Below are 20,740 nucleotides of genomic sequence, written 5' to 3'. Positions count from 1 at the left end.
GATTCTGGAGGTGTCGGCATGAGCGGACGCATCGCCGTCGTGACAGGTGCGGGTTCGGGTATCGGCCGCGCGGTCTCCCGCGCCCTGCTCGAGGCAGGCTTCCGGGTGGCGCTCGCAGGACGTCGCGAGGACGCCCTGCACGAGACGGCCGACGGCCACCCCGGCGCGCTCGTCGTGCCCACCGACGTCACCGTCGAGGCCGAGGTCGAGACCCTCTTCGTCCGTACCGTGGCGGAGTGGGGGCGGGTGGACGTGCTGTTCAACAACGCAGGAGCCTTCGGGCCGACGGCATCCGCCGCGGAGATCTCGCTCGACGACTGGCAGCGCACCCTCGACGTGAACCTCACGGGGTCGCTGCTCTGCGCGCGGGCCGCGATGCGCGCGATGATCGCGCAGCAGCCCTCCGGCGGCCGCATCATCAACAACGGATCGATCTCGGCGCACGTGCCGCGGCCGCTCTCTGTCGCGTACACGGTGAGCAAGCATGCGATCAACGGTCTGACGAAGTCGATCGATCTCGACGGCCGGGCTCACGGCATCTCGTGCGGACAGATCGACATCGGCAACGCCCGCACGTCGATCATGAGCGATCTCGGCGTCGGTTCCGGCGCACTCCAGCCCGACGGGTCGCGACGCGTGGAGCCGACGTTCGATGTGGCGGATGCCGCGCGCGCCGTGCTGTTCATGGCGCAGCTGCCGGCCGAGTCGAACATCTCGACCCTCACCGTCGCGGCGGCCGGCATGCCCTTCGGCGGGCGCGGCTGACATCCGGTTCAGCGCCGTCGCCCGTCGCGGAGCACGCGGATGACGTCGGTCTTCACCGCCCGCACGGGACTCGCCGCGAACACCGACGGGTCCTCAGGGGTGCCTTTGCTGAAGTGGTTGAACACGAGGTTCAGCACGATCGCCATGATCGCGGCCGAGCTGATGCCCGAGCCGAAGATGACCTGGAACCACGTCGGGAAGTTCGAGTAGATGTCGTGGTTCACCTCGGGCAGCACGCCGAACGACAGTGACGCGGCGACGATGATGAGGTTCATGTTGCCGTCGTACTTCACCTTGGAGAGAGTGCGGATGCCGCTGGCGGTGACGGTCCCGAACAGCACGAGACCGGCGCCGCCGAGCACGGCGGTGGGCACGGCCGCGACCACCCGGCCGAGGATCGGGGTCAGTCCGAGGATGATGAGGATCACGCCGCCCGCAGCCACGGCGTAGCGGCTCTTGATCTTCGTCACGGCGACGAGTCCGACGTTCTGCGCGAATGCGCTCTGCGTGAAGGAGTTGAAGATCGGGGAGATCGCGCTCGACACCATGTCGGCGCGCAGGCCCGCGGCGATGCGCTTGCGATCGACCTTCGAGCCCGTGATCTCGGCGACGGCGATGATGTCGGCCGTGGTCTCGGTGAGGATCACCAGCACCACGATCGTCATGGACACGATCGCGGCGAGGTCGAACGTCGGCACGCCGAAGGCGAACGGCGTCGGGAAGGCGAAGACCGGTCCCTCGAGCACCTTCGAGAAGTCGGCCCTGCCGATGAGGGCAGCGAAGATCGTTCCGACGACCATCGCGATCAGGATCGACAGGCGCGAGATGGTGGCGTTGCCGAGCTTGCTCAGCAGCATGATCACGAACAGCGTGAACCCGGCGATGCCGACGAACACCGGATCGGCGTAGGTCGGCGCATCGGGGTTCGCACCGGTGATCCAGCGGGCCGCGACCGGCACGAGCGAAAGCCCGATCATGGTGATGACGGTGCCCGTCACGACCGGCGGGAAGAACCGCACGATCTGCGCGAAGAACGGCGCGATGACCAGTCCGATCAGGGACGCGACGATCACCGCGCCGAACACGGCGGGCAGGCCGCTGCCCTGATTGACGATCGCGAGCATGGTCGCGACACCGGCGAACGAGACGCCCTGCACGAGCGGCAGCTGCGAACCGAAGAACGGGATGCCGAGGGTCTGCAGCAGCGTCGCGAGGCCGCCCATGAAGAGGCAGGCGGCGACGAGCACTCCGACCTCTGCGGGTGTGAGCCCGGCTGCGGCACCGATGATGAGCGGCGGCGCGATGATGCCGCCGTACATCGTCAGCACGTGCTGGAGCCCGAAGGTGAAGGCGGTGCCGGCGCCGAGGCGCTCGTCCTCCGGTCGGTTCGTCTCGTTCGTGTTCCTCTTCTTTTTGGAGCTGCGTACTTCAGACATCGGGGACCTCCTTGTCCGGGACCCGCTCTTCGGGGTGGGCGTGCGGTTGGTGGGCATGACGAACGTCGGGGTGAGCCCGGTGCGTCGGGAACGGGCTCACCCCTGTTCGGGATCTCTCGGGGTTCGGCTCAGCAGAAGCCGGCGACGCCGTCCCACACGCGGTGGTCGGCATCCGCTCCTTCGCGGAGGAACGACGCCTCGATCAGGCCGTACGGGCGGTCGGCGGCGTAGAACACCTCGTTCGGGTTCTCCAGACCGAAGGGCGACAGGTCCACGACGAAGTGGTGGCTGTTCGGCGTGGAGAAGCGGATCTCGTCGATCTCGGGGTGCGCTTCGAGAACAGCCTCGGCCATGTCGTGCAGCGTGTTCTGCAGCGCGTACGAGTAGTTGGCCGAGAAGCCCTCGAGCAGCAGGCGGCGGACGTCGGCGAAGACCTCGTTGTAGTCGATGTCGGCGCGGTTGTACCGCCACTTGGCGGTGACCGAGGTCGCGAGGATGCGGTCGGTCGTCTCCTTCAGCGTCGTGTACCGGTCCTTCGGGTAGCCGACGAAGCCGCTCTCGGTGGACTTGAGGACCTTGAGGTCCGTCAGGCCGGCGATGACCGTGGTCTGCTCTCCGTCGATCTCGACGAGGGCGGTCCTGGTCTCCGTGCCGCCGCGCACGAACGAGTGGTCGTGGCCCTGACCGTCGACGGGGATGCGCTCCCACGTGTACTGCTCCGCCTCCCAGCGACCGCCGGTCACCCAGTCGAACTCGCCGGTGAAGTGCCGGCCGAGACGCAGCAGGTACTCCTCGGGGCTGCCGATGCCGTCCTTGGCGAAGGCGTAGACCGTGTTCTTCTGCGTGTCCGTCGCGACGACGTTCGTGTTGTCGCCGGTGAAATGGGCGTCGGCGAAGTCGCCGCGCAGCTGCGAGGTGACGTTGAGGTCCTCGATCTCGTGGCGGGCGGTGTCGCGCGTGACCCGCACGACGCGGACCTCAGCCTTGCCGTACTGGTTCTTGCCCAGGGTGATGGTCGTCATGTTCTTCTCAGCTTCCTCGGTAAGTGGAATAGGCGAACGGGCTGAGCAGCAGCGGCACGTGGTAGTGCGCCTGCGCAGTGTCGACCAGGAAGGTCAGCACCACCTCCGGGAAGAAGGTGTCCGTTTCGATGCCGGCGAAGTAGGTCCCCGTGTCGAACCGGAGGCGGTAGGCACCGCTCTCCAGCCGCTCGGGGCCCAGGTCTTTCACCCGTCCGTCGGCATCGGTGAGGCCCGTACCGATCCCGACCCATCCGTCGCCGTCTCGGGCCTCGAGTACGACGGCGACGCCGGGCGCGGGGCGCCCGATCGATGTGTCCAGGATGTGGGTGGTCACGTGAGAGACGCTCATGCGCGTGCTCCTTCTGTCTCGATGGCCCCGGCCAGGCGCAGGGCCGCGATCTCGCGCAGCTGCTGGTCGATGACCGCCAGCTCCTGTTCGGCGGTGTTGCCGAGCCGCTCCTGCAGCAGGGCGAGGATGTCGTCGGCTGAGCGACCGGCCGCCCGCACCAGGAAGACACGATCGAACGTCTCCTCGTAGGCGCGGTTGCCGTCGGCCAGCGCCGCGGCGGCCGCGGCGTCGACGCCGGACTGCTCTTTGCGGGCGAGGGCCGCCTCGGCACTCTCGCCCTGGGCGCGTTCGCCGATGCGCGGATGGTGCGCGAGCGCACCATCGATCTCGGCGGCGGTGAGCGGTGCCGCGACCTGTGCGGCGGCATCCGTCAGCTCCGCGATCGACGCGTACGGCCGACCGGCGATGAGCGTGTCATACCAGCGGGGAATGTCCAAGGCGGGCTTCACGACACGGACGGCGACGTCGTGCGTGCAGGAGTTGAACTCCGTGAGCAACATCTTTGATCCTCAGCACATGCTGGCATCCGGCGCGTAGGACTATACGGACGACTCTTCTCCAGGAGAAGCACTACTTTCCGTATGCCGGAACTGTTATTTCAGCATGTGTAACAAGTCTGCGCACTCGTCGCGCGCTTGTCAACCCTCTTCATACACCGAGTTCGGCGCGAAGGCGAGCGACGTGCCCCGTCGGGTCGACACCGTACTCGGCGCGCTGCACGATGCCGTCGGCATCCAGCACGAAGGTCGAGCGGATGACGCCCTCGAACGTCCGATCCCCCACCGTCTTCTCGCCCCATGCGCCCCAGGCGCGCGCCGTGGCGGCGTCCGTGTCGGCCAGGAGGGGGAAGGTCAGCGCTTCGGCGTCGGCGAAGGCGCGGATGTCTGCGACCTCGTCGGGCGAGATCCCGAGCACCGTGTAGCCGGCGGCGGCCAGCGACGAGAGGCTGTCACGGAAGTCGCAGGCCTCGGTCGTGCAGCCCGGCGTCGCAGCCTTCGGGTAGAAGTAGACGACCACGTTCCGGCCGCGGTGATCGGCGAGCGACGTCGGGACGCCGTCGGCGTCGGAAAGAGTGAAGGCGGGTGCGGTGTCACCGGGGACGAGTCGTTCGGTCATGATCTCTCCATTCAGGATTCCGCATCGTAAATATCGTATTGCGGAATTCAGCTTCTGTCTGACGAAAGTGTACCCCGCACGGCATCCCAGACGGCCGCCGCGACGGCCCGCTTCGTCCCGGAAGCCTCCCCGGCGATCACGCCGGCCGCCCCGAGGATGTGCACGGCATTGTCGGCACTCTCGAAGCCGCGCTCCCAGCCCACCTCGTTCACGACCAGCAGATCGACTCCCTTGCGCTGCTGCTTGCGCCGCGCGCGGGCGATGAGCTCGTCCTGGTCCTCCGGCGTCTCCGCGGCGAACCCGACGACGAGCTGACCCGGGCGACGGCCCGCGACCAGCGACGCGACGATGTCGGGGTTCTCGACGAGCTCGATGGACGGGATGCCGCCGCCCTCCTTGGTGAGCTTGCGGTCCGACACCGCGACGGGACGGAAATCGGCGACAGCCGCCGCCATGATCAACACGTCAGCGTCCGCCGCGGCATCCGCCATTGCGTCGGCGAGCTCGGCGGCGGATCCCGCCGTCACGATCCGGACCGACGGATGCCGGGCGTCGGCGAGCACGTCACCGGCGATGTTGACCGCGACGAGGAGCACCGAGGCTCCGCGCGCCGCTGCCTCCGCGGCGAGCGCCACTCCCTGCCGGCCGCTCGAACGGTTGCCGAGGTAGCGGACCGGATCGATCGGCTCCCTCGTGCCGCCGGCCGACACGACCACCCGCAGGCCCTCCAGGTCCCGCGGGGCGAGCAGCGCCTGGGCCGCGGCGAAGATCTCCTCCGGCTCCGACATCCGTCCGGGTCCGCTGTCTCCGCCGGCGAGCTCGCCGTCTGCCGGACCGACGATGTGCACGCCGCGACCGCGGAGGGTCTCGATGTTCGCCCTCGTCGCCGGATGGCGCCACATCTCCGCGTGCATCGCTGGCGCGATCAGCACCGGGGCCTCGGTCGCGAGCAGGGTCGTGCCGAACAGGTCATCGGCGAGGCCGGCGGTCATCTTCGCGATCGAGTTCGCGGTCGCCGGCGCGACGATCACGAGATCGGCCGCCTGGCCGAGAGCGACATGGCGCACCCTGGCGACGTCGTCGTGCACGCTCGTGGTGACCGGGTGCCGGCTGATGGCCTCCCACGTCGGAGTGCCGACGAAGCGCAGCGCGTCCTCCGTCGGGACCACCGTCACCTCGTGACCGGCCTTCGTGAGCAGGCGCACCAGGTGCACCGTCTTGTATGCGGCGATGCCGCCCGTTACCGACACGACGATGTTCACACGTCCGATTCTGCCCCAGCATCCGCACCTCCGGGGCACGACCTAGACTGACGTGCGTGTGCACGGTCGTGATCGATGTGGCGGAGGCCGGAAGCGCGCGACTGCTCGCGGTGCGCGACGAAGACCCGGAACGGGACTGGGACGCGCTGGGGCCCTGGTGGCCCGAGCAGTACCCCGGCGTGATCGGCATCCGCGATCGTCGGGCCGGCGGCGCCTGGCTGGCGGTCGACCCGGAACAGCGTCGGCTCGCCGTGCTGCTCAACCGCGAGGACGTGGGCGGACTGCCCCTGGATCGCGCCGTCTCCCGTGGCACGCTCGCCCTCGAATCCGTCGCCGGGCGGTCGCCGTCAGCCCCGCTTCCAATGCACGGGTTCAACCTTCTCGAGGTGCAGCCGGAGGGCGCGCGCGTGCTCAGCTGGGACGGCGCCGCCCTGCGGACGACCGTGATCGACCCGGGGACCCACATGATCGCGCATGACGATCTCGATGATCCTGGAACACCCCGCATCGCTGCGTGGCTGCCCGAGTTCCGCGCCCTGGGTCCCGCGGCGGCGGACGAGGACTGGGTCGACGCGTGGGTCGGCCTGCTCGCGACATCCGCTCGACTGCCTCCGGAGGACGATCGCGCGATCATCCGCGACAACCGCCCGCACGGCTACCCGACGCAATCCCTGCTCTACGCCACTGCGTCCGTCACGCCGTCCGGCGTCGACGTGCACGACCGCACGCTTCCCCGCCCCGGCCACTGGTCCTGAGGCGAAGCCGCACCACCGCCCTCTTGACTCGATGCGGCGCTCGTCCTACCCTTTTCATAAAGCAGAACTTAATTTCCGTATTATGAAATGAAAGAGCCTGCGCGAGAAGGACCGAGGTGACCACCATGCTGACTCCCGAGATCACACCCACAGCGGACGACGCGACCGACGAGCGGTCGATCGTCCACATCGATCCCGACTTCTACGTCCCCTCGCACGGCGAGCGCGGGAACAGTTACGTGCGCGCGTTCCGCATCCTCTTCCCGAAGGCGACCTGAACCACGACGCTCCAGAGGTCGATGGTCGAACTCTCATCGGCATCCGCACCGCGTGCCGTGCCGAAACCGGCGATCCCCCGTTCCGGCGCGTTCGGTTTCGGCGGATCCCCGGACGGCGTGCCGTGCATCTGGTCGTCGATATCTATGACCTGCCGAAAACGATCGTTCCTGGTGGATAGACCACGGTTAGTGCGGTGAGGCTTGCGACGGGATTCTGGGCACCGGTGTTTTCCGGCTTCCGCCCGGTAGTCCTTGGTCTGCGAGGAGCTAGTTTGGCTGAATGGAAGTATCACGGCAGCACGGGGCAACTTTCGTCCTGGCGCTGTGGTCGGCAGGTTTTCTGGTGGGAACGGTGACGCACACAGTCGACCTCGCGCTAGGTGGGCTCAACGTGTACGCGGGTTTCCCGCCACCGGTTCGTGTGTTCTGGGTGTCGCTCACCGTGCTCGATGCGTTGGTTGTCGTGCTGCTCTGGCGGCGGTTGCGCGCAGCTGTTGTGCTTGCTGTGATGATCGTCGTCTGCGACGTCGGGATTAACACCGCTGTGCTCGTAGTGCACGGCGGCCTGTCGCCGTTCGGTCTCGTCCTGCAGATGATGTTCGGACTTCTTGTTATCGCCACGGCGCCATGGCTTTGGGGTCGGCTCAGGACTCACCGCGTGAGCCCGATTGCGCCGTAGACGATCGTTTTCGGTGGGCGCCGCCGGTCACATCGCTCATGCTCGACTGACAGCCAAGCGATCGGATCTCGTGGCCCGTACAAGTTGCAGCGCGAGACCATCCGATACCATCCAGCGTGCGTGTTGACACAGAATCCGAGACGACGTGCTCTAGCCGCGCCGCATCCGCACGGTGCCGGCCGATGTTCCGCGCGGGTCACAAACGTCTCAGCTGGCGAGGCGATGGACGCCTGTTGGGATGAGCGTGACAATCGGCCAGGATTACTGCCTGGGTACGCTCACGAGCGAACCTGAGAGCGCGCCTGGGTCGCCCCGAGACGAGACTCCGACTCCGCCCGGGGAAGCACCGCGCGCTCCTCTTGCTCCAAGGTCAGTCCCCCACCGTTAGAGGCCTCTGGACGAAGGGGAGTAGTCGATCTCGATGATCGAGCGGGACAGTGATACCTTCCACACATGACGGTGTGGATCGTGTACTTGGACGACAGGCCGGGGTTCATCGGGGTCTTCGATGTTGAAGATGATGCGTACGAGTTCCAGGAGAAGTATGCAGCTGAGAGCGGCCTCTCTGTACTACTAACCCCGGTCACCCTGCCCTACCGGCAAGAAGTCTTCACCGCATCCCTATACGCGAAGTAGGGCGAGCAATGTTGTACACCGCGGCTCCTCCTCACTCTCTCGCCTGGAGTTGCTGATCAGTCATTCGATTACTGGCAGTCGACGTTGGGTGCGGCTCATCCTTTTCGGATGGGCGGCCCTCGCGGTGAGTGTTCTTGTTCCACTCCTTGTTTCGCTGTCTTCGTGGCTCCAGACGCGAGAGATGAGATGCACAGACGACTTCGAATACACGTTCGCACCGCTCCTCGTCACCTGCGGAGAAAGATCAGCAGGCACACAGGTTCTGGGATGGATCCTGTGGGCAGTCACCGTCGGCAGCCTGCTGACCGCGGGCATCCTCGCTGTCGCGGCTCTCGTTGAGACGCGGACGCGAGTTCGCCGCAGGTTCGCGATCTACGAGTCCTGGGTACTGACTATCGGTGTTGCGACAGTCCTTTTACTTACGTCCGGCATCCTCGCTGCAGATCAGGAACGCCTAGGCGGCACGAACGCATGGATCATCTATGCCTCTGGAGGATCGACACTGCTGCTGATTCTCATCTTGATCGTGCACCCCATCATCTGGCTAGCTGTAAAGCAAGACTCGGGCGTCGAACGGTGACCGGGACGGCGCGCGGTGTCCGTTTGGGATCCCGTCACGGGACAGGTCGATGACGTGGATTTGATTCGACAATCGGAGCTCGCCGCCAGAGCTCGCATTTGCCGTAAACGATGGTGCGCCATCAGCACTGGGTCTCGTCAGATCGAGTGCGGCGGCGTAACGTGCAGTCCATGGCAGATCGAGCTGCTGACAGGGTGACGGTGCCGGACGTCGTCGGACTCCCCTTCCACATAGGTCGCGACATCGCAGACGATGCGGGGGTCACTCTGGCGAACCCGGATCCAGATGGGCCACCCATCGGAGCCATCGCGTGGCCGGGACTCTTCTACATCACCTCCCAACAGCCCACAGCCGGAGCCGAGGTCTACCGCTGGGACTCAGTCGCCGTCGAACTCACCGAGCACGGCACGGCGGAATTCAACGCGATCCGGGACAACAACGAACCGCCGCTGAAGGATGCCGAACATGCCACGCCCGAACGAGAACGATACATAGACCTGACCGACCGCGACCACACCTGATCCGCTTCCACCGCGCCGAACCGCAATGACCGAGGTCGTCTGCCGAGCCACAGTTCTGGCACACTCTTCCGGTGCGTTCAAGGCGTCAAATCGTCGTGCCCCCGAAAACGATCATTCTCGGCAGGCGGAACGCAGAGCTCCAGTGGTGTCGACGGTTTCGTGCCCCGGTCGCAGCGCGGTCACCATCGGATACGCAGAAACTCCGCACCGAGTTTCTCGCCTCGCTGGGGGTTCAGGCTCTCGACCCACGAGATGCGGCCGAGCAGATGTGCACGGAAATCGTCGAGTCGACGGTGATTCTGAGTGCCCGGACCGTGCACGACGCAGTTGTGGATCGTCGCCTTGAGCCGGTCGTAGTCGTCCCGTGAGACATTCGTTCGCTGGTTGACGACGATTCCGGTCACGCTCTGCCTGACGCCCTGGCGTCGGACCCTCGTTTTGTGCGGGTTGGCCACGTGCCCCTCGTCCTCGATGATCCGCTGCACACCGCGGATGAAGGCATCAGGTCGCTTCGCGAGTCTCGGGCCGCCGCTGAATGCGAGGTCATCGGCGTATCGCGTGTAGGTCGCATCGACGGCATCCGCCCATCCCGTCAGCCGTGAATCGAGACGCCGGATGGCGAGGTTGGCAAGCATAGGCGAGGAGGGAGCGCCCTGCGGCAGATGACTCGTGGCCAGAGCCCGGCGCAAGGCGAACCGCTCGTCGGATGATCCGCCCGGTGGCATGGCAGCAAGCACGCGCGGAGGAACGGCGTTGGTGCACAGCCCGGTCACGACGTGCGCGATGGGTTCGGACATTCCCGACTGCCGAAGTGTTCCGTAGATGCGACCGCCCGTCACGCGGGAGAAGAACGTGGTGAGGTCGAGGGATATGACGATGTCGGCCCCCGTGTGGCGCGCGGCCCCAGTGGCCGCGCTGCGACCGGGCATGAAACCGTGAACGGCATCGTTCACGGCCATGAGGCCGAGCACCCGTTCCAGGAGGCTGCGCTGTACACGGCGCATCCGTTGCTCCGGGATCTCCAGCAACCTGGGGATCCGCCCGTGCCGTGTGCGCCACTCGTACCGATAGTGGTGCAAGGCCCCTGAGCGTGCGCGCCGATTCCAATGTTTGGTGTCGGCGAACCACTGGAGCCGGCCGACGTCCAGATCGAGCAAGGCGGCGAGATCCGGGATGCTGTCGATGCGGGGAAGAGCGCCCGAGGGCTGCTGCGACGCCGATGGACCGACGACGCGGTGGTGGATGCGCAGCGGCGAACGGCGCTCGTCGGCCTTGCGCACCGCTTCTGCGAAATCGGGCGAACGGAGGATCACCGACGTCAGCAGCCGCGGGGCATCGACAGGCGGGCGGGCGAAGGATGCCAACACGTCGCCGACGAGCGGAGAGAGCCAACGACGGCGCGCTCCCATGACGTACGCGCCGGCCTCGACGAGCTGATCCTTCGCCCAGATCTCTGAGGCGAGGAAAGCATCGGCCAGAGAGGCGGCCACCGACGACGGCAACGGTCGCGGCGTGCGCCCGAGCACGCGTGATGCGGTGGAGGGCGCCATCAGAGGGCAGCCGCGGAGCGGGCGCCGTGCGTGCGATGGCCTGCGTACGACTCGTCCATCAGTGCGGGCACCGGTCTGCGCGAAGCGCAGTAAGGCGCCTGCGGCGTTCGTTCCAGGTCAGACTGCGCACCCCGGGGTGACCCCGGAGAGAGCGGAACACATCGTGTACCACTCGCCTCGTCCGCAAGCCATCGCACGGCGCCACGATAGCAAGGAACACCAACGTCCGGATGGCATCGACCGACTTCAGCTCCCCGCACCCTCCTCCGGCGCCGCCTCCTCGATCAGCTGCAGCAGCCGCGCGGCGACGCTGACGGCGATCACGGCGGGCTGCTTGCCCGCCACCTCGGGGATGCCGATGGGCGTCACGACGCGCGCGAGATCGCTCTCGGTCTGGCCGAGCTCGGTGAGCTTCTTGCGGAACCGCGCCCACTTCGACGCCGAGCCGATCAGGCCGATCGAGGCGAGATCGGGAGTGCGCAGCGACATGTCGACGACCGCGAGGTCCTCGACATGGTCGTGCGTCATCACCAGCACGTGGGAGCCGGCCGGAAGGCCGGCGAGCACGGCTTCGGGCACGGGTGCGAGCGTCGCGTGGATCCGCGCGACGCTGTCGGCGAAGACGCCGCTCTCGCCGGGCACCCCGATCCGCTCCGGGGCCAGCATCTCCGGGCGCGAGTCGACCAGGTGCAGCTCGACCTCGTGCCTCGCGAGGATGCGGGCCAGCTCCAGCCCCACATGGCCCATGCCGAAGATCGCGATGCTGGGCGTGACGCGCACCGGTTCGAGCATGATCGTGACCTCTCCTCCGCAGCACTGCACGCCGTACTCGGTGACGGCCTTGTCGCTGAGCGTGAGCACCAGCAGCTCCGGCTGCGCCGTGCCCGCTCGGAGCATCCCCCTGGCGCGTTCGATCGCCGTGGCCTCGAGGTTGCCTCCGCCGACCGTTCCGAACACGGCGTCGGGCGACACGACCATCTTCGCGCCGCCGTTGCGCGGCGCATGCCCGCGCACCAGCGCGAGCGTCACGATCACCGCGGGCGTGCGCGTGGAGCGCAATCCCTGCAGCGCATCGACCCAGTCCATGTCGTGTCCCGGTCAGATCGAGGCGACGAGTTCCGGCTCGGGGGCCTCTACGGCTCCCGCCGCCTGCTGCGCGCGGCGCACGGCCCAGAAGACCGCCTCCGGCGTCGCGGGCGAGCCCAGCTCGACCATGTGCCCGGCGGGACCGAATTCGCCGACGGCCTGACGGATGGCCTCCCGCGCGCTGAACGCCAGCATGAACGGGGGCTCGCCGACGGCCTTCGAGCCGTACACGGCCCCGTCCTCGCGGGCGTTCTCGAACAGGCGCACGTGGAACTGCTCCGGCATCTCCGAGAAGCTGGGCAGCTTGTACGTCGACGCCGACTGGGTCTGCAGCCGCCCGCGGTTCGGGCCGTCGCTCTCATCCCAGCGCAGCTCCTCCAGCGTCAGCCAGCCGACGCCCTGCACATAGGCGCCCTCGATCTGCCCGATGTCGAGCATCGGAGACAGGGAGTCGCCGACGTCATGGATGATGTCGACCCGGCGCACGCTGTAGAGCCCCGTGAACTCGTCGACCTCGACCTCGGTCGCGGCCGCGCCGTAGGAGAAGTACTTGAAGGGCGAGCCCTGCATGATCTCCGGGTTCCAGTGCAGGCCCTCGGTGCGGTAGTACCCCGCGGCGAACAGCTGTACGCGCTGGAGGTACGCGGCGTTCGCCACCTCGGCGAAGGTGAGCCGCTGCGACAGGTTGCCGAGGGCGGTGACGTACCCTCCCTCGAACAGCACATCGCGCTCGTCGGCGTTCAGCAGGCGACCGGCGACAGCCGCCATCCGCCCGCGGATCTGCTCGCACGCGTTCTTGACCGCACCGCCGTTGAGGTCGGTGCCCGACGATGCCGCCGTGGCCGACGTGTTCGGCACCTTGTCGGTGCGGGTCGGCGCCAGGCGCACCTGATGCAGCTCGAGCCCGAGCGCCGTGGCGGCGACCTGCATCATCTTGGTGTGCAGGCCCTGCCCCATCTCGGTGCCGCCGTGGTTGATCAGCACGGACCCGTCCTTGTAGACGTGCACGAGGGCCCCGGCCTGGTTGAAGGCCGCGAAGTTGAACGAGATGCCGAACTTGATGGGCGTGAGCGCCAGGGCGCGCTTGATGTGCGGGCTGCGGGCGTTGAACGCGGCGATCTCCGCTCGACGCTCGTCGACCTCGGCCTCGCCGCGCAGCTCGCTCCAGATCGCACCCATGCGCGGCGCGTCCTTCACGAGCTGGCCGTAGGGGGTGCTCTGGCCGGGCTGGTAGAAGTTCTTCTCGCGGAGCTCGAGAGGGTCGATACCGAGCGCCGGGGCGACGCGACCGAGGATGTCCTCGATCAGGAAGACACCCTGCGGCCCGCCGAATCCGCGGAAGGCCGTATTCGAGGCCTTGTTCGTCTTCGCGATGCGGCCGTAGGCGTGCACGTTGGGAATCCAGTAGGCGTTGTCCAGGTGACAGAGAGCGCGGCCGAGCACGGGCTCGGACAGATCCAGGCTCCATCCGCCGTCGCACGTGAGAGTGGCATCCAGCCCCTGCAGCATCCCGTCGGCGTCGAGGCCGACCTTCCACGAGATGTGGAACGGATGCCGCTTGCCGGTCATCGTGATGTCCTGGGTGCGGTTCAGGCGCAGGCGCACGGGTCGACCCGTGAGCTTCGCGCCGAGTGCGGCGATCGCGGCCAGCCCGTGCGGCTGCATCTCCTTGCCGCCGAACGCCCCGCCCATCCGCAGCGACTGCACGGTCACCTCGCTGGAAGTGATCCCGAGGACGTGCGCGATGATCTCCTGCGTCTCGGACGGATGCTGCGTCGAGCACTGCACGAAGTACTGACCCTCCGAGTCGCGGATCGCGAGCGACGCATGCGTCTCCAGGTAGAAGTGCTCCTGGCCGCCGAACTCGGTGACGCCTTCGAACACGTGGGCCGCGGATGCGAGAGCGGATGCCGCGTCGCCGCGCTGCACGGTTCGGGCGATGCCCTGATACGACTCCGCGTCGATCGCATCCCGCACGGTGATGAGCGACGGCAGGGGCTCGTATTCGACCGTGACCCGCTCGGCGCCGAGGCGCGCGGCCTCCTGCGTCTCGCCGAGCACCCATACCAGGGCGTGCCCGTAGAACATCGCCTCGCTGGGGAACAGCGGCTCGTCGTGCTTGATGCCCGCGTCGTTGATGCCGGGAACATCCTCGGCGGTGAGCACGCGCACGACGCCGGGCACCTCGTAGGCACCGGAGACGTCGACCGTGACCTTCGCGTGCGCGTTCGTGGACTGCACGGGCCACGCCGTCAGGACGCCTGCGGTGTGGGCGGCGAGGTCATCCGTGTACATGGCCGCGCCGGTGACGTGGAGAGCCGCACTCTCGTGCGCGGCCCGGTGCCCCACGACGGGGTTGGCCGGTCGGTCGGCGAGAGCACTCATGCCGACACCTCCTTCGAGCTGATGACCGTCGAGCTGTAGAGCTTGAGCAGCGCGGTGTTGAGCATGAGCGAGCGGTAGTCCGCGCTCGCGCGGTGGTCCGACATCGGCGTGCCCTCGGCTCCGAGGATCTCGGAGGCCGCCCGTACCGTGGCGATGTTCCACGGCCGGCCGATCAGAGCCTCTTCCGCGGCGTAGGCGCGAAGGGGCGTGGCCGCGACACCGCCGAGACCGATCCGCGCCGCCGTGACGATCCCGTCCTCGATGTCGAGCGCGAAGGCGATCGCGACGCTGGAGATGTCGTCGAAGCGTCGCTTCGCGATCTTGTGGAACGCGGTCACCGACGCGAGCGGGAGCGGGATGCGCACCGCGCGGATGAGCTCGTCAGGACGACGGATCGTCTGCCGGTAGCCGGTGAAGTACTCCGCGAGCTCGACCTCGCGCTCTCCGTCGACCGATGCCAGGACGAGGCGGGCGCCGAGCGCGAGCAGGGCGGGCGGAGTGTCGCCGATCGGGGAGCCGGTGCCCAGATTGCCGCCGAACGTGGCGCGGTTGCGGATCAGGCGGGAGGCGAACTGTGGGAAGAGCTTCGCGAGCAGCGGCACCGCGCCGCCGAGGCGCTTCTCGACCTCGGAGAGCGGGAGCGCCGCACCGATCTCGAGCACGTCATCGTCGTGGTGGAGGGTCCGCAGCTCGTCGAGCTGCTCGATCGCGATGACGAGCGGCGCGCGACGACCGCGGATGTTCACCTCGACGCCCCAGTCGGTGGAGCCCGCCACGAGCAGCGCCTCCGGCTCCTCGCGGAGCAGACGCAGGGCTTCGGCGAGGGAGGCCGGACGGATGAACCGCGACCCGTCGACCTCGGCGACCGTGGGGACTGCCACGGGAGCGGGCGCCGCGAGCCGCTGCTGCAGCGGATCGTCCGCCTCGGGGTCACCCAGCGTGTAGGCGGCGTCGCGGATCGGCCGATACCCGGTGCAGCGGCAGAGGTTGCCGCTGAGCGCGTGCAGATCGAATCCGTTCGGGCCGTGCTCCGCGTCGTGCGAGGGGATGCCGTCGTCGTGACCGGTGCCCCCTTCGGCCGGCGTGGTCTCGGCGGGAGTGCGCTCGGACCGGTAGTACTCCCCCGCCATGCTGCAGGCGAAGCCGGGGGTGCAGTAGCCGCACTGCGATCCCCCCGCCTCGGCCAGCTTCTCCTGCACCGGGTGCAGGGCATCCGGGGAGCCGAGACCCTCGGCGGTCACGATCTCCTGACCGTTCAGCGCGTACACGGGAACCAGGCAGGCGTTGACCGGCGTCCAGGCGGTACCGCCCTCGGGCGTCGGGGTCGCGAGCAGCATCGCGCACGCTCCGCACTCCCCCTCCGCGCAGCCTTCCTTGCTGCCCGACAATCCGGTGTCGCGCAGCCAGTCGAGTGCGGTCGTGTGGGCGGCGACGCCGTCGAGCGAGCGGACCCGCCCGTTGACGTTGACGGCGGTTCCTGTGACAGCGGTCTCAGTGACGGCGATGTCGTTCATGGTCGATCTCCTCAGTACAGCTGTGGTGCTGCCGCTCAGCCGGCGAGCAGCACCTCGATCGGGCCCCGCACGAAGTACAGCGCGAAGCCGACGGCCACGACCCACATCAGCCAGTGCACCTTGCGCGCACGGCCGGAGAGCGTGTTCACCAGGGTCCAGGCGATGAAGCCGACGCCGATGCCGTTGGCGATCGAGTACGTCAGGGGCATCGTGACGATGGTGAGGAACGCGGGGAGCGCCACGGCGAAGTTCGTGAACTTGATCTCCTTGATCTGCGCCATCATCATCGCGCCGACCACCACCAGCGCGGCGGATCCCACCTCGATCGGAACCACCAGCGTGAGCGGCGTGAAGAACATCGAGAGCAGGAAGAGCACGCCGACCACGACCGAGGCGAGTCCCGTGCGGGCCCCCTCGCCGATGCCGGAGGCGCTGTCCACGAACACGGTGTTGGAGGAGGTCGAGGTGGCGCCGCCGGCGACGGCACCCAGGCCTTCGACGACGAACGCGGAGCGCAGACGCGGGAACGTGCCGTCCTTGTAGGCGAGCCCGGCGTTCTTCGCGAGACCGGTCATCGTGCCCATGGCGTCGAAGAAGTTCGAGAACACCAGGGTGAACACCAGCATCGTGGCCGCCAGGGCGCCGATGCGGCTGAACGAGCCGAACAGGTCGAACTGGCCGATGAGCCCGAAGTCGGGGATCGTCACGAACGAGGCCGGGATCTCGGGGATGGTCATGTGCCAGCCGCCCGGCTCCTCGAAGCTCGGGCCGAGCTTGAGGAACGCCTGCGCGATGATCGCGATCACCGTCGCCGCGACGATGCCGATCAGGATGCCGCCCGGCACCTTGCGCGCCACGAGCACGCCGATGATGAGCAGGCCGAGCAGGAAGATCAGCGTCGGGACCGAGGTGATCGATCCGCCGTCACCCAGCTGCACGGGCGGACCGCCCGGGGTGCGGTTGACGAATCCGGAGTCGACGAAGCCGATGAAGGCGATGAACAGGCCGATGCCGACGGTGATCGCCGCCTTGAGCGGAGCGGGCACCGCGTTGAAGATCGCCGTGCGGATGCCGGTGGCCCCGAAGAGCACGATGAGCACGCCGTTGATCACGACCAGTCCCATGGCCTCCGGCCAGGTCACCTGGCCGACGACCGAGACGGCGAGGAACGAGTTGATGCCGAGGCCTGCGGCGAGGGCGAACGGCAGCCGAGCGATCAGACCGAACAGGATCGTCATGACGCCCGCGGTCAGGCCGGTGGCTGCGCCGATCTGCGCGGCCTGCAGGGCGTTGCCGGTGACGTCGTCGACGCCGCCGAGGATGAGGGGGTTGAGGATGACGATGTACGCCATCGTCACGAACGTGACGATGCCGCCGCGGATCTCGCGCCCGAAGGTCGACCCGCGCTGGGTGATCTCGAAGAAGCGGTCGAGCCCGTTACGGGGTTCGGCGTCGACGGTCGTGGTTGCCCCGGTGGGCAGCGGCGGGTGCACCGCCGCGGGAGTGGCCCCGGTCTCGGGCTCGTCCGGCAGGAAAACGGATGAAGACATCTTCGGCTCCAATCGTCGTTCGGGTCAGTAGTCGACTCGGGTGGACGTGGTGCTCCACTCCGTGAACGGAGCGATGCGCGCGGTGGGCGGCAGAGGCTCCTGCGCGACCGGCATGATCGCTCTGTCCTCCTCACCGCCTTCGAAGTAGCGGTAGAACACGGCGTCGTCGAATCCGGCGTCGGCCGCGTCGTTCCGATCGGCGGCGAAGTAGACGCGGTCGACGCGTGCCCACAGCGAGGTCGCGAGGCACATCGGGCACGGCTCGCAGCTGCTGTAGAGCACGGCGCCGGTGAGGTCGAAGGTGCCGAGACCCTGGCAGGCGGCGCGGATCGCGGTGACCTCGGCGTGCGCCGAGGGGTCGAGGTTCGCGGTGACGCGGTTCACGCCTTCGAAGACGCGGCCATCGGCCGTGACGACGATGGCGCCGAACGGGCCGCCCTGGTTGCGGACGTTGTCGGTCGCGATGGCGACGGCGCGGGCGAGATACTCGGCCGGAGTCGATCGCAGGCCGGTTTCGGGCATAGCGGTGCTGGTCATGACGGAGAGCTTCCTTGCTGTCGTCGCAGTGATACGGCTTATCTGGTCGGGCCTTGATCAGGCCGTTCCGCGAGATATACGTCGAACCGCTAGGTTGTGCTGCTTCCTGTCCACAGGCCTCTGTTGAGGTGCGGGCTGGGAACGACTGTAACACCGGATTCGCTGCGCGTCCAGCCTTTCGGAATCTCTCTTCCACCATGCGAAATGATGGAGCAGGGGTTCAGGCCGCCGGAGCCTCCTCGTCGTCCGCGCAGGAGAAGCGCGCCCGGTAGGCCGTCGGGGTCAGGCCGAGCACCCGAGCGAAGTTCTGCCGCAGCACGGCCGCCGAGCCGAATCCGCACTCCTCGGCGATCTGCTCGAGAGGCAGATCGGTGCGCTCCAGCATCCGCTGCGCGTGGATGATGCGCTGGCGCGCGAGCCAGGCCGCAGGCGTCGCACCGTACTCGGCCTTGAACCGCCGGGCGAACGTGCGCGGCGACATCAGCGCCTTGGCCGCGAGCTGATCGACGCCGAGTTCGTCGCGCAGATGCTCGACGGCCCAGTCGGCGACAGCGGCCAGCGAGTCGCTGGCGACGACGGGGATCGGACGGTCGATGAACTGGGCCTGACCGCCGTCGCGCTGCGGCGGCACGACCATGCGTCGGGCGATGCGGTTGGTGAGATCGGCGCCCAGCTCCTGACGCAGCAGATGCAGGCACGCGTCGATGCCGGCGGCGGTGCCGGCACTGGTGATGATCTTGCCGTCCTGGACGAACAGCACGTCGGGGTCGATGTCGATCTGCGGGTACATCTCGGCCATCACGTGCGAGTACATCCAGTGCGTGGTCGCGCGACGCCCGTCGAGGACACCGGCGGCGGCCAGGATGAACGACCCGCTGCACACGCTCATCACCCACGCGCCGCGGTCGACCGCGTGGCGCGCGAGGTCGAGGAGCAGCGGATCGATGGCAGACCAATGCGTGCGGGGAAGCGGGCAGAACACGACGAGATCGGCCTCGTAGGCGAAGGAGAGGTCGTTCTCGACGTTGATGGAGAACCCGATCTTCGACTGGACGACACCGGCCCGCGGCGCGACGATGCGGAAATCGAAGTTCGGCACACCGTCGTCGGAGCGGTCGAGGCCGAAGGCCTCGCAGGCGACACCGAACTCGAAGGGCGCGAACCCGTCCTGGATGACGCAGGCGACCGTCTTCATCGACTCTCCTTGTTTGGCAGTTTTCGAACGTTCTTAGTCTATTCTGCCACTCGTGGCGGTTTACCACCGAGCGTAGCGTTTCTGCCATGGTACTCCTCATCGCAGTTCTCGCCCTCGCTCTCTGGGCCACCGTCGCCTCCGTCGTCGAACTGCGCCGCGACGGTTACCGCCAGACCCCCACGGACTGGAGTCGCGTCGCCGGTCGCGACGTCGCACAGCACGCCGAGACCGGACACACCTACCGCTGAGCCGGAAGTGTCGCGCCGCGGTATCGTCGGCTCATGATCCCGTTCGACAGCCTGCTCGCCTTCACCATCGCATCTGTCGTGATCATCGTCATTCCCGGCCCGAGCGTGCTCTTCGTGATCGGCCGGTCGCTTTCGCTGGGCCGTCGCGCCGGAGCGCTCAGCGTCGTCGGCAACGCCCTCGGCACCGTGCCCGCGGTCCTGGCCGTCGCATTCGGCGTCGGCGCCATCGTCGCGTCGTCGGTCGTCGCCTTCACCGTCATCAAGATCATCGGCGCCGCGTACCTCGTGTGGCTCGGCATCCAGGCCATCCGCCACCGCCACGATCACGTCGCTGACGCGGGACGCACCCCGGCGTCTGCGGGGAAGCTGCTGCGCCAGGGCTTCATCGTGGGAGCGACCAATCCCAAGACCATCGCCTTCTTCGTCGCGGTGCTGCCCCAGTTCGTGGCTCCGTCTGGGGGTCCGGTGTGGGCGCAGCTGCTGATCCTCGGGCTCACCTTCCAGACTCTCGCGCTCATGTGCGACAGCGTCTGGGTTCTGGCAGCGGGAACGGCGCGCACCTGGTTCGCCCGCTCCCCGCGCCGCATGTCGACCCTCTCCGGCACCGGCGGAGTCATGATGATCGGCCTCGGCGGCACCCTCGCACTGACCGGCGCCAAGAGCTGACCGCCGGCGGCCGCGAAAGCGATCCTGACGGGAATGCGCACCCGCGACTACGCTCGAACCATGAGCGAGCCGCAGCAGCCTCCTGTTCCGCCGTCCGCACAGCCGAACCCCGCCTTCCCGCCTGCGCCGCCCGCGCCGCATCTGCCTGCTGCGCCGCAGTATCCTGCCGCACCGCAGGCGCCCGCGGCAGCGCAGTACCCGGCCGCGCCGCAGTACCCGGCGGCCCCGCAGAACGCAGGCGCGCAGCCCGGTTATCCCGCCTACCCCACGGCTCCGAAGCCGACGGGGCCGGGCAACCCGCTCGGCCGGATCGCCTTCGTGATCGCCGTCGTCACCGCCGGTCTCAGCCTGCTCGTGACGCTGTTCACGCCGTTCCTCTACATGTCGACCGGTGGTTTCGAGACCACGACCGTCATCTCCGGCATCCTCGGCGTGATCAGCCTCCTCGGCTACGCCGCGGCACTGGTGCTCGCGCTCATCGCCGCGAAGCGTCCGGGCTCGCAGCTGCTCGTCGGCATCGCGATCGGGATCGCCGGGGTGGGGCTGCTCGGTCTCGTGATCAGCTTCGTGTCGTCGACCTTCTACCGCTTCTTCTGAGCGGAGGGGCTCG

23 protein-coding genes are annotated in these 20,740 nt (G+C 67.9%); 10 read left to right on the top strand and 13 right to left on the bottom strand.

The window, feature by feature from the left end; all coding sequences use genetic code 11:
* Window positions 1-18 precede the first annotated feature (18 nt).
* Window positions 19-765, top strand: coding sequence for an SDR family oxidoreductase (locus DC434_RS02855; RefSeq protein ID WP_116633742.1), 747 nt, complete (start codon window positions 19-21; stop codon window positions 763-765).
* 8 nt (window positions 766-773) lie between these two features.
* On the opposite strand, the gene DC434_RS02850 is transcribed toward DC434_RS02855, so the two are convergent.
* The 6 genes from DC434_RS02850 to coaBC all read right to left on the bottom strand — a co-directional run bounded on the left by DC434_RS02850 (window position 774) and on the right by coaBC (window position 5,950).
* Window positions 774-2,201, bottom strand: coding sequence for a nucleobase:cation symporter-2 family protein (locus tag DC434_RS02850; protein WP_116633741.1), 1,428 nt, complete (start codon window positions 2,199-2,201; stop codon window positions 774-776).
* Between the two features lie 128 nt (window positions 2,202-2,329).
* Window positions 2,330-3,223, bottom strand: coding sequence for a factor-independent urate hydroxylase (gene pucL, locus DC434_RS02845; RefSeq protein ID WP_116633740.1), 894 nt, complete (start codon window positions 3,221-3,223; stop codon window positions 2,330-2,332).
* A gap of 7 nt (window positions 3,224-3,230) precedes the next feature.
* Entirely contained in the window at window positions 3,231-3,572 is a 342-nt protein-coding gene (uraH, locus tag DC434_RS02840) for a hydroxyisourate hydrolase (RefSeq protein ID WP_116633739.1), read from the bottom strand.
* Complete coding sequence (gene uraD, locus DC434_RS02835; RefSeq protein ID WP_116633738.1) at window positions 3,569-4,072, bottom strand: 2-oxo-4-hydroxy-4-carboxy-5-ureidoimidazoline decarboxylase; 504 nt, start codon at window positions 4,070-4,072, stop codon at window positions 3,569-3,571. The genes uraH and uraD overlap by 4 nt, the downstream gene beginning before the upstream one ends.
* A 148-nt stretch (window positions 4,073-4,220) precedes the next feature.
* The gene (gene bcp / locus DC434_RS02830) at window positions 4,221-4,688 is read right to left on the bottom strand and encodes a thioredoxin-dependent thiol peroxidase (RefSeq protein ID WP_116633737.1); all 468 of its coding nucleotides are present in this window, start codon (window positions 4,686-4,688) and stop codon (window positions 4,221-4,223) included.
* 47 nt (window positions 4,689-4,735) lie between these two features.
* Window positions 4,736-5,950, bottom strand: a complete 1,215-nt coding sequence (coaBC, locus tag DC434_RS02825; protein WP_116633736.1) for a bifunctional phosphopantothenoylcysteine decarboxylase/phosphopantothenate--cysteine ligase CoaBC — start codon at window positions 5,948-5,950, stop codon at window positions 4,736-4,738.
* Between the two features lie 56 nt (window positions 5,951-6,006).
* Between coaBC and DC434_RS02820 the strand changes: the two genes are divergently transcribed.
* The 6 genes from DC434_RS02820 to DC434_RS02800 all read left to right on the top strand — a co-directional run bounded on the left by DC434_RS02820 (window position 6,007) and on the right by DC434_RS02800 (window position 9,399).
* On the top strand, window positions 6,007-6,705 hold the full coding sequence (locus tag DC434_RS02820) for an NRDE family protein (RefSeq protein ID WP_207769875.1): 699 nt from the start codon (window positions 6,007-6,009) through the stop codon (window positions 6,703-6,705).
* Between the two features lie 116 nt (window positions 6,706-6,821).
* On the top strand, window positions 6,822-6,983 hold the full coding sequence (locus tag DC434_RS20060) for a hypothetical protein (RefSeq protein WP_165807978.1): 162 nt from the start codon (window positions 6,822-6,824) through the stop codon (window positions 6,981-6,983).
* A gap of 280 nt (window positions 6,984-7,263) precedes the next feature.
* Entirely contained in the window at window positions 7,264-7,662 is a 399-nt protein-coding gene (locus tag DC434_RS02815; protein WP_116633734.1) for a hypothetical protein, read from the top strand.
* A 453-nt stretch (window positions 7,663-8,115) separates the two neighbouring features.
* Complete coding sequence (locus tag DC434_RS02810; protein WP_116633733.1) at window positions 8,116-8,298, top strand: hypothetical protein; 183 nt, start codon at window positions 8,116-8,118, stop codon at window positions 8,296-8,298.
* A gap of 88 nt (window positions 8,299-8,386) precedes the next feature.
* Complete coding sequence (locus DC434_RS02805) at window positions 8,387-8,878, top strand: hypothetical protein (protein WP_116633732.1); 492 nt, start codon at window positions 8,387-8,389, stop codon at window positions 8,876-8,878.
* A gap of 170 nt (window positions 8,879-9,048) precedes the next feature.
* Complete coding sequence (locus tag DC434_RS02800) at window positions 9,049-9,399, top strand: PASTA domain-containing protein (RefSeq protein WP_133192766.1); 351 nt, start codon at window positions 9,049-9,051, stop codon at window positions 9,397-9,399.
* A gap of 179 nt (window positions 9,400-9,578) precedes the next feature.
* Here DC434_RS02800 and DC434_RS02795 read toward each other — a convergent pair whose 3' ends face one another.
* The 7 genes from DC434_RS02795 to DC434_RS02765 form a co-directional block, all read right to left on the bottom strand.
* Window positions 9,579-10,949, bottom strand: a complete 1,371-nt coding sequence (locus DC434_RS02795; RefSeq protein WP_116633730.1) for a reverse transcriptase family protein — start codon at window positions 10,947-10,949, stop codon at window positions 9,579-9,581.
* A gap of 246 nt (window positions 10,950-11,195) precedes the next feature.
* Window positions 11,196-12,035, bottom strand: a complete 840-nt coding sequence (xdhC, locus tag DC434_RS02790) for a xanthine dehydrogenase accessory protein XdhC (protein ID WP_116633729.1) — start codon at window positions 12,033-12,035, stop codon at window positions 11,196-11,198.
* Between the two features lie 12 nt (window positions 12,036-12,047).
* On the bottom strand, window positions 12,048-14,420 hold the full coding sequence (gene xdhB / locus DC434_RS02785; RefSeq protein ID WP_116633728.1) for a xanthine dehydrogenase molybdopterin binding subunit: 2,373 nt from the start codon (window positions 14,418-14,420) through the stop codon (window positions 12,048-12,050).
* Window positions 14,417-15,934, bottom strand: a complete 1,518-nt coding sequence (locus DC434_RS02780; protein ID WP_116633727.1) for an FAD binding domain-containing protein — start codon at window positions 15,932-15,934, stop codon at window positions 14,417-14,419. The genes xdhB and DC434_RS02780 overlap by 4 nt, the downstream gene beginning before the upstream one ends.
* Window positions 15,935-15,969: 35 nt before the next feature.
* Entirely contained in the window at window positions 15,970-17,484 is a 1,515-nt protein-coding gene (locus DC434_RS02775; RefSeq protein WP_116633726.1) for an NCS2 family permease, read from the bottom strand.
* A 24-nt stretch (window positions 17,485-17,508) separates the two neighbouring features.
* On the bottom strand, window positions 17,509-18,021 hold the full coding sequence (locus tag DC434_RS02770) for a nucleoside deaminase (RefSeq protein ID WP_243408775.1): 513 nt from the start codon (window positions 18,019-18,021) through the stop codon (window positions 17,509-17,511).
* 220 nt (window positions 18,022-18,241) lie between these two features.
* Window positions 18,242-19,216 (bottom strand): helix-turn-helix domain-containing protein, encoded by a 975-nt coding sequence (locus DC434_RS02765; RefSeq protein WP_116633724.1) that lies wholly within the window; start codon window positions 19,214-19,216, stop codon window positions 18,242-18,244.
* An 86-nt stretch (window positions 19,217-19,302) separates the two neighbouring features.
* Here DC434_RS02765 and DC434_RS20055 point away from each other — a divergent pair, with 86 nt between their 5' ends.
* The 3 genes from DC434_RS20055 to DC434_RS02755 are packed head-to-tail and all read left to right on the top strand — an operon-like array spanning window position 19,303 to window position 20,727.
* Window positions 19,303-19,464 carry a hypothetical protein gene (locus DC434_RS20055; RefSeq protein WP_165807977.1) on the top strand — a complete coding sequence of 54 codons (162 nt, stop codon included), beginning with the start codon at window positions 19,303-19,305 and terminating at the stop codon, window positions 19,462-19,464.
* A gap of 33 nt (window positions 19,465-19,497) precedes the next feature.
* Window positions 19,498-20,130: a LysE family translocator gene (locus DC434_RS02760; RefSeq protein WP_116633723.1), complete on the top strand. Its 633-nt coding sequence runs from the start codon at window positions 19,498-19,500 to the stop codon at window positions 20,128-20,130.
* A 60-nt stretch (window positions 20,131-20,190) separates the two neighbouring features.
* Window positions 20,191-20,727 (top strand): hypothetical protein, encoded by a 537-nt coding sequence (locus DC434_RS02755; protein WP_133192765.1) that lies wholly within the window; start codon window positions 20,191-20,193, stop codon window positions 20,725-20,727.
* Window positions 20,728-20,740: the final 13 nt, after the last annotated feature.

Origin of the sequence: Microbacterium sp. TPD7012, from assembly GCF_003075395.1 — a bacterium.
Lineage (GTDB): Bacteria > Actinomycetota > Actinomycetes > Actinomycetales > Microbacteriaceae > Microbacterium.
Note: the sequence above shows the minus strand (reverse complement) of the source record. Positions and strands in the feature narration are given on the sequence as shown.